The sequence below is a fragment of the Paenibacillus sp. Y412MC10 genome, from assembly GCF_000024685.1.
GTDB lineage: Bacteria > Bacillota > Bacilli > Paenibacillales > Paenibacillaceae > Paenibacillus_AQ > Paenibacillus_AQ lautus_A.
The window spans coordinates 4,907,000-4,919,102 of sequence record NC_013406.1; the positions used below are offsets into that span (position 1 = coordinate 4,907,000).

The 12,103-nt window shown below is 50.4% G+C and carries 13 protein-coding genes; 1 reads left to right on the forward strand and 12 read right to left on the reverse strand.

Features of this window, described 5'->3' with window-relative positions; all coding sequences use genetic code 11:
* Positions 1-42: 42 nt before the first annotated feature.
* The 12 genes from GYMC10_RS21320 to GYMC10_RS21375 all read right to left on the reverse strand — a co-directional run bounded on the left by GYMC10_RS21320 (position 43) and on the right by GYMC10_RS21375 (position 11,391).
* Positions 43-1,197 carry an ADP-ribosylglycohydrolase family protein gene (locus GYMC10_RS21320; protein WP_015736434.1) on the reverse strand — a complete coding sequence of 385 codons (1,155 nt, stop codon included), beginning with the start codon at positions 1,195-1,197 and terminating at the stop codon, positions 43-45.
* Between the two features lie 13 nt (positions 1,198-1,210).
* Positions 1,211-2,704 carry an extracellular solute-binding protein gene (locus tag GYMC10_RS21325; protein ID WP_015736435.1) on the reverse strand — a complete coding sequence of 498 codons (1,494 nt, stop codon included), beginning with the start codon at positions 2,702-2,704 and terminating at the stop codon, positions 1,211-1,213.
* A 65-nt stretch (positions 2,705-2,769) separates the two neighbouring features.
* Entirely contained in the window at positions 2,770-3,642 is an 873-nt protein-coding gene (locus GYMC10_RS21330; protein WP_009589953.1) for a carbohydrate ABC transporter permease, read from the reverse strand.
* A 14-nt stretch (positions 3,643-3,656) separates the two neighbouring features.
* Positions 3,657-4,550 (reverse strand): ABC transporter permease, encoded by an 894-nt coding sequence (locus GYMC10_RS21335; RefSeq protein WP_009589957.1) that lies wholly within the window; start codon positions 4,548-4,550, stop codon positions 3,657-3,659.
* Between the two features lie 3 nt (positions 4,551-4,553).
* Positions 4,554-4,880 carry a DUF4387 domain-containing protein gene (locus GYMC10_RS21340; protein WP_015736436.1) on the reverse strand — a complete coding sequence of 109 codons (327 nt, stop codon included), beginning with the start codon at positions 4,878-4,880 and terminating at the stop codon, positions 4,554-4,556.
* Positions 4,881-4,893: 13 nt separating this feature from the next.
* Positions 4,894-6,243 (reverse strand): acyclic terpene utilization AtuA family protein, encoded by a 1,350-nt coding sequence (locus GYMC10_RS21345; RefSeq protein WP_015736437.1) that lies wholly within the window; start codon positions 6,241-6,243, stop codon positions 4,894-4,896.
* A 91-nt stretch (positions 6,244-6,334) separates the two neighbouring features.
* Positions 6,335-7,033, reverse strand: coding sequence for a FadR/GntR family transcriptional regulator (locus GYMC10_RS21350; RefSeq protein WP_015736438.1), 699 nt, complete (start codon positions 7,031-7,033; stop codon positions 6,335-6,337).
* Between the two features lie 347 nt (positions 7,034-7,380).
* Positions 7,381-7,677: a hypothetical protein gene (locus GYMC10_RS21355; RefSeq protein ID WP_015736439.1), complete on the reverse strand. Its 297-nt coding sequence runs from the start codon at positions 7,675-7,677 to the stop codon at positions 7,381-7,383.
* Positions 7,678-7,725: 48 nt separating this feature from the next.
* Entirely contained in the window at positions 7,726-8,517 is a 792-nt protein-coding gene (locus GYMC10_RS21360; protein WP_015736440.1) for a lipid II flippase Amj family protein, read from the reverse strand.
* A gap of 95 nt (positions 8,518-8,612) precedes the next feature.
* Entirely contained in the window at positions 8,613-9,524 is a 912-nt protein-coding gene (locus GYMC10_RS21365) for a sugar phosphate isomerase/epimerase family protein (protein ID WP_015736441.1), read from the reverse strand.
* Positions 9,525-9,566: 42 nt separating this feature from the next.
* The gene (locus tag GYMC10_RS21370) at positions 9,567-10,643 is read right to left on the reverse strand and encodes a Gfo/Idh/MocA family protein (protein WP_015736442.1); all 1,077 of its coding nucleotides are present in this window, start codon (positions 10,641-10,643) and stop codon (positions 9,567-9,569) included.
* A 211-nt stretch (positions 10,644-10,854) separates the two neighbouring features.
* Positions 10,855-11,391 carry a DinB family protein gene (locus GYMC10_RS21375; RefSeq protein WP_015736443.1) on the reverse strand — a complete coding sequence of 179 codons (537 nt, stop codon included), beginning with the start codon at positions 11,389-11,391 and terminating at the stop codon, positions 10,855-10,857.
* Positions 11,392-11,650: 259 nt separating this feature from the next.
* On the opposite strand from GYMC10_RS21375, the gene GYMC10_RS21380 reads away from it, so the two are divergent.
* Positions 11,651-12,052 (forward strand): hypothetical protein, encoded by a 402-nt coding sequence (locus GYMC10_RS21380; RefSeq protein ID WP_015736444.1) that lies wholly within the window; start codon positions 11,651-11,653, stop codon positions 12,050-12,052.
* Positions 12,053-12,103 lie beyond the last annotated feature (51 nt).

Below are 12,103 nucleotides of genomic sequence, written 5' to 3' on the forward strand. Positions count from 1 at the left end.
CCATTCCTCTACATCCGCTGAGTTCCAATGGCTTGCAAAAAACTATGGGCTTACAATATTCTTCCGAGATTCATTGATGCGGAGATCCTCCTCGATGATTTTCGCGGCAATGCCGCTGAACCGGTCGGCGATGGCACACAGATCCAAACGATTCACCTTATTCAGCTGTTCGATATCTTCCTTGCGGATGACCTCGCTGCCATACATGGCGCCCAGGATCACCCCGGCCATGACGCCGATCGAGTCCGTATCGCGCCCCGAGTTTACCCCGTCCAGGATCGAACGGTAGTACTCTCCGTCATTGAGAACGATGAACGCCAGTGCCATCGGCAGCTCTTCAATCGACCATAGGCGGCTTGGCGTATAATGGTTGCTCGGGATGCCAACCTTGTCGATATGGCGGCTCACGTCATCGCCCATCGGCGAATATTTGAGCATGATCGCCTGAAACACCTCGATCACTTTGTCCATGTCATCCCGCTGATGCCGCAGTTCCCGCGCAGCTTGCGTCATTTCCACAATGGCCGCTTTCGTGCCGTCTTTCGCCAAGCTAATCGCGGTGTGGACAATGTCGTCCACGCTTACCCCGGGTTCAAACGCCTTCGCTACGCAAGCAGCCAAAACGCCCGCGGCCTCCAGACCGTAGCTGCTTTGATGCCCCATCGCAAACAGGATGGCTTCATCATAAGCCGCTTTGGGGTTGCCCGCATTGACGATCCCGATCGGGGCGATGTACATCGCCGCCCCGCAGTTCACCATATTCCCGATGCCGCCTTCTCTCGGATCGCAATTGGCCAGCACATGACGCATGAAGATATATTTTTCCGGATAGAACAATCGGTCGATAATCAACGTTTCCTCATTCAACTCAGGGACAAACGTCTTGCGGAACGCAATCTCCTTCACGAACTCGTTGCCCATATCATAGGCATCCAGATGCCTGCCCTCGGTAAGATACACGTTCATGAGCGCAATGGTCATCAGCGTATCGTCAGTGACAATCCCATCGCCCCTTACCCGGCCAAGCCGGACGTCGGGGGGCAGATCCATCTTATGCCATCTTGTCATGAGGGATTCCACGCGTCCATACTTGGACTTGATCTCCCCGTACGTCAATTTCTCGATTGGAGCTCCCATTGCGTCTCCGAGCGCGGTGGATATCACCACGCCCCTCACCCGGTCACGAAACGAAGTCATAGTTATAGGCTCCTTACTTGATGTTTTCGTTGGCGTATTTCGTTATCTCTGCTCCGCCTGCAGCATTCCAGGCTTCAACGAATTGGTCGAATTGGGACAAGTCCTTCTTGCCTGTAATAAAGTCTGTCGAATATTCCTTGTACAGATTGTTCATCGCATCCCAGTTCGCAATGAATTGCTCAGGAATGATAAAGTTGTTGTCCTCGGTGTAGAACTCGGTAGCCATTTTCAACGATTCGGATCCAGGCTCACCCAGTAGCGGCGTTTTCAAAGGCGTTTCGGATTTGATCTCGGTCGGCTCCCAGAAACGCGCATACCATTCGCTGTAATATTTCTCGTTCAGCTCGATCTCGCCGTCAACGACTTTATAATGCTCGTCTTCGAAACCGAGACGGTCCAGCATTTGCCCCTTCGGACTTGCAAGGTAATCAAAGACCTTGAACGCCACGTCTTTATGCGGTGACTGGGAAGAGATCGCAAGTCCTCTGGATTCCTTCGTTACGTCGGTTGCCCCGAAGCCTTGAGCTTCACCCTTGGCAGGCGGAAGCACGATTAGGTTAGCGTCTTCTCCGCCGAGTTCCTGCATTCTTCCGTCATACAGATCGATGATTTTGCCGGCCGTGCCCGTAATAACGGCAGCTTCCCCTTTATAGAAGGCATCTTCCTTCGTATCCCACTGCTTCGTAATGAATTGCGGGTCCAGCAGTCCTTCCTTATAGAGCTTGTTGTAGAACGTCAGCTTTTCTTTTTCATTCTGGGAAACCTTGGAGTACTCATAAGTGCCGTCTTCCTTCTTAAGCCAGGTCGTATCCAAACCGAAAGCCGTATTGAAAATGAAATTGATCTCGGCAATATCGCCTGCTGCCGTCAGCGCGTAACTCGGCTTGCCTTCACCCGGCTTCTTCTCCACCAATTCCTTAAAGAAGGCGTAATAATTGTCGACGGTCGGATTCTCCATTAGGGCCTTGGAGCTATCCATGGCATTAAACCAGTCGGCCCGGATGACCGGGGTCTTCGGTGCGAGCGGTTTGATCCACAGCAGATACGGATAGCTTGCCATCCGCGTTTGGTTATGCGGCTCGATGATATCTTTAATGTAAGTGGATTTTTCAATGTAAGGCGTCAGATCCTCCAGCAGGCCTTGTTCGGCAATTTGCTGGTCGCCGCCTTGGAAGTAGATGATATCCGGAATGGTTCCGCCCAACAGCAGCAGATTCAGGTTCTCGGCATAACTGCCCTGTGCCAGATCCACAAGCTCGAATTTCACGTTCAAGCCTTCGTCTTCGGCCAGGGATTTCTCCAAGGTCTCGAAGAATTTAACGGAAACGGGATTCGCCGTTCCTTCATCCTTGTACACGATCTTCAGTGTAACCGGATCACCGCTTCCATCAGGCTGCGCGGTCCCGGGCTCGGTCTGGCCCGCTCCCGGCGTCTTCGAATTCGATGTACATGCCGACATGACCATAACCAGCATGGCAACGATTAATAACAGGCTTAATTTTTTCATGTTCATCTTTCTCCCCTTTTTTGAATTTGAACATTCATGCCTTAAGTTAAGCTGCCTTCCTTAGCTTAATCCTTGACTCCGCCCTCCAGTTCGCCTTTGGCGTAATATTTCAAAATGAACGGATATAGGAATAACAGCGGCACAATCGCAATCATGATCGTACCTGCCTGCAGGGAAGCGAAATCAAAATTGATCGAGCTGTCGAACATGTTCTGGTTCCCGATCAGTGACGTATTGTCCTTACGGACAACAAACTGTCTGAGCACGACCTGCAGCGGCCATTTGGTCGGGTCCGAAATATAGAGCGTCGCCCGGAAATATTCATTCCAGTGATACACCCCGTAGAACAAGCCCAAGGTCGCCAGCCCCGGTTTGGAGAGCGGCAGGATGATGCGGCTGTACAAGCGGAAATGGCCTGCGCCGTCGATTCGAGATGCCTCCAGAATCTCCTCCGGAATGTCCTGAATGAACCGCATCAGAATAAAGAGATAGTACACGTTGATCGCTTTGTACAGGATCAGCGAGGTTAACGTATTCATCAGTCCGAGATCCTTCACGAGCAGGTATTCGGGAATCATGCCCGGCTCGAATACCATAATGACGATCAGGAAAAACAACACGACCTTTTTGCCGATAAACTCGGTTCTCGCCAGCACGTACGCTGCCATGGAGGTCAGCAGCAGATTCAGGAATGTGCCTGCCACGGTAATCCATACCGAATTCAGAATACTGCCCGTGATCAAGGGATTGGACAACAACAGCTGGTAATTGATCGTTGAGAATCCCTTCGGAATGATGTCCAGACCGCCCATCAGATGGGCTTTGCCGGGGTCGGTCAGAGACAGCGCCAGCAGATTCAGGAGAGGAACCAAGACCATGAGCGTAAATACAAACAACATCAGATAAATGACGATTTTGGAAATTTCAAGCCGTCTCATCGTAAATCCCTCCTTTACCAGACGCCCTTGCCCGAGAAGCGCTTCGATATGAAATGCGTGCCCAGGATGAGAATGATGCCGATCACGCCCTTGAACAGGCTCGCCGCGGTTGCATAAGCAAACTGTCCGTTTCCGATACCGATCCGGTACACATACGTATCCAGAATATCGACCACGCTGATGATGGAATCGTTCATAAAGTTAAACACCTGATCGAAACCAGCATTCATGAAGAAGCCCAGATTCAGAATGAAGACGGTTACAACTGTGCTGTATAAATGAGGAAGCGTGATGTACCTCATCTGCTGCAGCCGGGTCGCCCCGTCGATCTTGGCTGCTTCATACAATCCTGGGCTGATCTTCATGATGGCTGCCAAATAAATGATGGAATCCCAACCCGCGCTTCGCCAGATTTCGGAGAATACGAGCACCCAACGGATATGCTCCTTGCTGGTCATGTAATCCACCGATGGCAGTTGAAAGAAATTCGCAATCAAATTGACTCCGCCTTCGGCTGGGTTCAAGAGACTGATCCAGATCCCGGCAATCACGACCCAAGACAGGAAATGCGGCAGATAAACCACGGATTGCACATATTTGCGGTATTTCGAGCTCCGAACTTCATTAATCAGAAGCGACAGCATGATCGGAATCGGGAACACGAATACGATTTTCATCAAACTGATGATAATGGTATTCTGCAGCACGCTTGTGAAGGCGGGGGAGCTAAACAACGTCTTGAAGTGCTTCCACCCGACCCAAACATGATCCCCAAGAATCCGGTAATCCTGAAAGGCGAGTTTCATGCCGTACAGCGGAATGATGTGAAAAACAAAAAAGTAGAGCAGAGGCAGCGACAGCATTGCGTATAATACCCAATCCTGCCTTAAGCGTCTTAACACCTTCATGGATTACCCCTCCTCCCCATGTTCGACGGATAACTTCATGAGGGGAGCATGCTGCTGGGCACCGTACACGTCGCGGTCGCCGACGCTGCCCGACGATATGTCCCGCGACATCGTGATCTTGAAACCCAGCGCCTGGTCGAAAAACACCAGATGATGAATCTGCTCCTCCCGTATCTGATACAGCTCGCATATGGTCCGTTTCGATATGATGCCGGACTGTTTCACTCTGTCATATTGCTCCTTGGAATCAAACAACACGTCTAATGTAATTTCGAAGGGGCCCGAGTTTTTGCTTCGCAGCACCTTCGCCAAATCGCCGAGTTGAGTCATGGTTTGATCCTCCTTATCGATGCTCTATACGAAAAGCATTATTTTTCATTTCCATCAGATGGTAGACGGAGAATTCATACACAGGACCGAACTCGATGTCGCTTGGCGCGAATGGAAACGCGAGATTGCCTGCCGTTGATTTCCGGCCTTCGTAGCCGTAGTGCAGGAAGGTGGAACGCACCGTCGCGCATATGCTGTTTGCCAACTCCTGCGTCTTGGCCACCACTTCGAACATGACGCCGATCTCGTGCCCGTCGAACGACTCGGGCTCCTTGCTTCCGAGAACGCCGTTCTTGCCGTAGTTGTAGAATTGAATCCGATAATCCGATTCCGGAATTTCCCGGTAATATTCCCGCGCCTGGTTGCGCACATATTCTTCAACCTCTTCCAGCTTCCCGATCAGGATCGGGTCCCGGATCCCTGCGACCACAAAGGTCCGATACGCGACGCGTCTTGCGCCTTCCAGCTTGATGAAATATTTCTCCGCCGGAAGGTACCTGCTGCCCGTCACGCGAACGACGCCTTTTTCCACTTCCTCGAATCGGCAATTCTCCAAATCAAGCGTGAATCCGGGACCATGCAGGATATACGGATGTTCCTTCTCATAGAAGGTATGGGCGGCAACGCTGGTCGGGCTGCACGTCCGGTTCGGGTTAAGCGATTGAACGGTAAACGAATCATCGCTGATCGTGCCAAGAATGCTGTCCTTGGTTGTGCCAGGTTCGGCGCACAGTGCGCCGCATTCCAATATTTTTCCCAGATGATAGGATAGCCCCGGGTCCTTGCCATGATAGATCCCGATCGCCGCGAATGGGGACGGATCATAAGCCCGGCCGCATACGATGATGTCTCCCCCTTGTTTAAGCGCTTCCACAATAGGCTCGTGTCCCATCTGGGCAACGATGCTGTTCGTGGAATCAATCCGCTCGCGGGTCAGTGGCGGAATGTTCGGGCTCAGTCCCTTGATTCTCCCTTCTTCGCTTGCCAGATGGATTTCCTCCTGCGTAAAATCCGCCCAGATAACGGACACCTTGGCCTGAAGACCCCGCTCATCCAAAATCTCATCAATGATATCCAGCGTCCAGTTCACATGGGTCCTTGCTCCCGAGCCGCCGGCCGATCCGATGATAATCGGAATGTTCCGAGGCAAACCCTGGGTGATCATGATGTCCAGGTCTTTCTTAACCGCACGCTTGCTGACGATCGATACGCCGGCGCCCAGCTTATGCGGTCCGCCATCCGTAGATCCTGCATCCACGACGATGCCGTGCAGATCAAACTCCAGTCCGTTCATAAAGGATTGTTCAGGAAAGCCATATCCCAGCATGCCGCAGGGTGATAGAATTCGAATGTCTGTATTCATCTGCAGTCCCTCTCTACCCACATATTCACCCATGACCATTGGATAATTGGATTATCCAATTTGTGCTAAAAGGGGGTGCATTTTCCCCCTCTTAAACATGAATGTGGTTTTTCTGTATGTTTTCTTTAACCCGGCTAAGATGGTTCAGCAAAGCCAGCTTCGCTTTTACCGGATCCCGTTCCTTAATGGCTTGCATAATAAGTAAATGCTCTTCGTAGACCTCGCTCTTGCGCCCCGGAATCTGGGCTGTTTTGCTCAGCGTCCGCTGAAGTAAATCCATATGCAGTTCAATCATATTGACAAGGACCACGTTATGCGTGGCTTTGGCGATCGACAGGTGAAACGCCTGATCCGGCTTCGAGCGATCCTCCGCGTTCTGATCGATCTCCCCCCATGTCGCGAAGGCGGCTTCAATCTCGGCAATATCCTCATCGGTTGCGCGCTTTGCCGCCAGCTCCACGATTCCCGTCTCGAACAATTCCCGCGCCTCCAACAATTCTATAATGGTAGCGCGTTCAATATTGTCCAGAATGCGGCTTCGATCCTCGGCTACATCCAGTGCTTTGCTCAGGAAACGTCCGCCGCCCGGTCTGGCTTCAATCAAGCCCTCACGCTCCAGAATACGAAAGGCTTCCCGCAATGTTCCGCGGCTAATGCCGAAGGACTGGGCCAACTCCCGTTCTGTCGGCAGGACATCACCCGGAGCCAGATTCCCTTCCAGAATCAGATTCTTGATCTGTTCGATAACATCCTCGTACACCCGATGATATTTAATCTTCTTAATGGTCATATGACTACCCTCTCTATCCCTACTTGCGCAAACGATAATTGGGTGATCCAATTAACCGCACGTTTAGCATAAACGCATCTGAATAGGCTGTCAAGCATAAAAATAGCGCTTTCATCGATAAAATCACGGTAGTTTTGACCTATAAGGCAGCAAAAACCGGATAATTGGGTCACCCAATCATCCGGCTTAATAAGGGATTAAGCCCCTCGAGTTAGCAATCCACGGAAGGATTCGGGGCGATTATTCTTGATTCTAAACTCCACGCGAACGACGGAAATTCCACCTACATAAATAACCCCGCCGTGGACGAAAATCCATGACAGGGTTTGTGCTCTACGACTTCAAATTTATGACTGCGATCTCCGTTTGTTCCATTGCCATCTTATGTAACCATATAAGCCGCCCAATAGAACGAAGCCTCCGATCGCTGCTGCTGTTTGCCACCCGCTGCTCCGTTCCACCATTCCAAACGTAACCTGGGTCTGCAGGATTTCCACCCGTTCATATTGCCTGGTCAGATCCAGATCCTGCGCATGTCTCTGTGTTAGCACCATCCCTTGCAGCATCATAAATGCAAAATAGCCTATATATATCGCTGCGGGAAACAGCACGGATTCCATCGCCAGACGTCTACGCGTCATCATGATCCCCCCTCCTCTCTCGTTCTTGTTTTCTAACCAATACCGCCGTCTTTATATCCATTTCACAATCTCACTGATGACGTAAGCCGCCGGAATAATCACGAGCTGGGCCAGCATCGTTCCGAAAAACCGCGAAACCATCAGCATCGTATACACCTTGCCCAGCTGTTCCCTCGCTTCCTCATTACGGGTGGCTTTGTCCGTAATCAAACCAAGCTGGGGATCGATAAATATCGTTAAGATAATCGTTGCAATCCCGTTGATCAGTCCGGACGCTTGGGAGGCCATGGTGCTGTACTGGGGAACGAGATGTGCGGCATACAGGGATGCCAGGACACCCACCGTGTAAAAAGCCGTGACCACGATATTCAGCAAAATAAACCGTTTAGGTACGCCTAAGTAACGAAACTGGCTCCACTTCAGATTCGGCTTCCTGATGTAATGTCGCGTATTCTTGAGCTGACCGATGGTCACGCTCGATACAAGCTTCGGTATGGATCCGGCGACCTCCAGCTTACTGATAATTCGGCTGAACAGATTGACGAAGGTAGGAAACAATGCGATCGCGACAATCGTTCCGATGGATGCGGCCAGCAATATCGCCCTGAAATAGGAGAGCACGTCAAACGAAGGATCCACTTTTGCATAATCCACGAATTTCCCCGTCAGCGGAGCTTGAACCAGATTGGACGTTCTGGAAACCAGCACAATGATTCCGGTCAAGGATAACGCCACCGCAATTTTGTTCAATTTCACTCCGGCATATCTCGCAGAGTATGACAACGTCTCCGCCGTATGAATAATCATCGTCAGGACAAACACAACGATCAAGCTCTGTATCATAGAGGGTTCCTCCCCACTGAGGTGCAAGCTAAGTCGTGCCATATCATGTCACCGATTGAATCTGCAGTCTGTTTCTCCCTATATGTCTATCGCGTTTACGGCCGAATTAGTACGTGCCCTCCCTGCTCTTGAAGCATGAATGCCGTCTGGTCATAGATCTGCTGCAATTGCTGCCGAGTGATCAGGCTTGCGTTATGTTCAAACGTCACATGGAACCGTGAATTACGGGCGGCAACGTATTGCAAATAGGCGTAGGCTTCTCCATAGTTCGAATCATGATCATGCTCCGGCAGCACCGGCAGATGATGCGTGAACTTGTCCTTTTCGTACCATACGTTACTGTAATGGACCAAATAAATCCGGGACGCCATCCGATCGAGAAACGGGTATGGATCAAAACCTTGAAAGGCCCTGCGAGCTATATCAAGCCTGGCCGTATCCAGCACAAACCCGATGTCGGGATAAGCGTAAAAGCTATCGATCAGCACATCCCCGTAATCTCCAAAGAAATCATGCTCTAGCACAATGCGCTGCCCATAGCGAAGCTGGAGTTCACAGAGAAACTCAAATAACCGCTTCGACATTTCCCGGAATCTTTCTTTGCCCAATTGGTTGTAACTGTAACGCTCCTCGGGGCTAGGAAGTCGCGGGTACGGGGTGAAAGGCTCCTGAAAGATCGGATAAAACGGATAGTGAAACAGCATATAATCTGCCCCTATACTGGAGGCTAACCGAACCTCGGCCGAGATTTGTTCGAGCGCTTTCCGAAAGACCTCGGGTTCAGGTGCATTGACTTGTGGCAACCGATATCCCGCTTCACGAAGAATCGGGGCATGAACACCGAACGCGATCCGCCGGTTACGGCAAAAATCGCTGACCTCAACCAACGCCTCCCGATTCGGAAAGCTGCATATTTCCATCCCGCTGATATGTTTGTCCGCAAGCCGTTCCCATCGCTCTTCCGTAAACTGATCCCACATGCCTATCTGTAAACGACGCTGAGTCATGTGCTTCCGCCTCCTTCGAGTTTTACTGCAGACTATACCGAATCATGGCAGTGATCCATAGTCAATGTTGATTCGACTGTGCGTCTCGGACGAAAGCCGCACCGCGTCAAGAACGGCCTGGGCCTTATGCCCATCAGCAAAAGTCGGTAAATCTATTATTGGGGTGTTTCCAGTTAAACTGTGGTATATGCCATCTATCATCTGATAAAAGCCGTTATAATAGTGCAATGCCGGAGCCTCCAGATTTGCCGGGGGATGAAACGGGTCGATATCGATCGATTCAAATGCACCGCCAAAGCTACATTCGAGGTTTTGGTCATTTCGCATGATCAGCGTTCCCTTGGTCCCGTAAATCTCCAACGTCCAACCCATGCCGTGGATTCCTGGAAAAAACACATCCACCACAAGCGAAGTTCCACCTTTAAATCTGCCCGTGAAGGTAAACGCATCATCGGCATCCCTAATCTCAATCCCGGCATCCCCATGATAAGAGGGGATCTGAGTTTTCAAATCGCCGTACACTTCCGTTATCTCTTCGCCCATCCACCATATCAGTGAATCAACCATATGGGAACCCACCGCGAACAGGAATCCTCCGCCATTCTCACTTCGTGCTTCCCACCCCCGATATGACTCCGTCAGAACGGAGTATCCAGAGAAACTCCCGTGATATTTGATATGCTGAATATCTCCCAGCTCTTTGCCCATCAATATATGTTTGATTCGTTGCCTAATCGGGGCCCATCTCCATTGAAAATTAACGAAAGCTTGTCGATCCAGCCGTTCTGACTCTCTTAGCATTTGTAACGTTTGCTCCGTATTCATGCCCAGAGGTTTCTCCGTCAGGACATGGTAGCCGGACTGCAGGACGAGCATCGTCATTTCATAATGATGGCCAGGTGCAGATACGATCGATACCAGATCCAACTGCTCACTATCCAGCATGTCACGCCAATTCCTGTAAATTGGAATTCCATTCAACGAGCGGTCCTCCGTGCGTTGTCGATGGACACTAGCAATGGATTTCACATGAAACCCGGGATGCATCTGAAAAATAGGAGCATGAACCGTTCTGCCAAATCCCGTCCCGATAATTCCTACGGACAGTGGCTTCATCATCCAATCACCTCATATAAAAAATCATGGTACCCCCGACTACTCTATCGTTAAAGAGAATCGCTAGTTTTGGTCAGATCTTCACCGAATAGGAGCCCGTTTCACCCAAAAAATCCTGGCATGTAACATCCTCCCCCAAGTATCGGCGAAAGGCCGCTATCGTGCCGTCGTGTGATTGCGCATGACGGACAATTAGCAGTTGCATGAAGTACTCCTAACTCACTGCATGAGGCAGCTTCTTTCGAATAAGACGGATTTGCCCACGATGGTTGATTTCGTCCTCAAAGACGTGGAACCACATAAAATAATAATTTGCGTGCTTGTTATACCAGAATGGCTGCTCGATGTAGAGCCATTCATCCGTAACCGACCGGAACAGCTCGAACGTCCGGTTTCGGACTTCGTTTAACCGCTCGATATAATAATTGAGTTCACGGCCTCGAATCGCGGCTCTGCCTTCATCTCCCAGATTCAGGCCAGGACCCCATTTCCGCAGCTCGTCCTCGCTTAATTCGCGCTCTTCGAAGGTACTTACCTGATAAGCATATTCCACGGCGGCAAAATGCAGGAGCAATGCGCCGATCGAGTTCCCCCCTACTTCTGCAACATAATCCAGCTGCTCCATGGTTAAATCCTTGACCTCCTGCAGCGTCGTGAACCTGGCATAATTCATCATCGACAGCAAGCGGCTAATATCCGGTGAATAACCGGGAAGGTCCGCGATGAGCAAATGCGGGACATTCTGAAACATATCCATCACCTTCGTTTCTTGGTTCTATGTACCTTCCTTACCGGGACCGGCACGGAAATCGCAACTCAGCCTATATTCGACTAAAACTATTTTAACATTATTTCCCTCCTGCGTATCCAGCAGCAACGGGTCTAGTAAGATTTTTTCAATGATCCGCGCAATTGGCATAGTGATTCGAGGATTCGATCGTCAGTTTTGTAAAAAGATCCACAACTTTTTCCAGCTTTGCGGCGTTCCTTACATATAAGGAGCGATGCATATGAAAAAATACTTAACCGCCATTATTGTGCTGCCACTGTTCCTGCTTGCGGTCGGATGTACGCCCAGATACGAGGAGCCCGTCGACGGATACAAGCCTTCGTCCGTTGATGACGACTTTCCAATCCCGGAAAGTGCAGCGCTAATGAAGACCATTCCGGAACCTGAGAATCCTAATATAGATAACGGCGCTGAATACGAGGTGAAGGGCATCGGCGGCGAACAGGGCTTGGCCACGCCTAAGCGCTACTTCCAAGAGATCCAAGCCGCAGGTTGGACCCAATTGGAAGAAAAACAAATGGGACATGTACACTTTTTCCAAAAGGACGATACCGTGATTGCATTGGAAGTTCGTGAGGATTCCCTAACAGTCTACGAAATGATCAAAGACGCCAAATTTTAAATCTCATATAACCAATAACCAACATGCGAAAAAGGACCGCCCTGCGGTCCT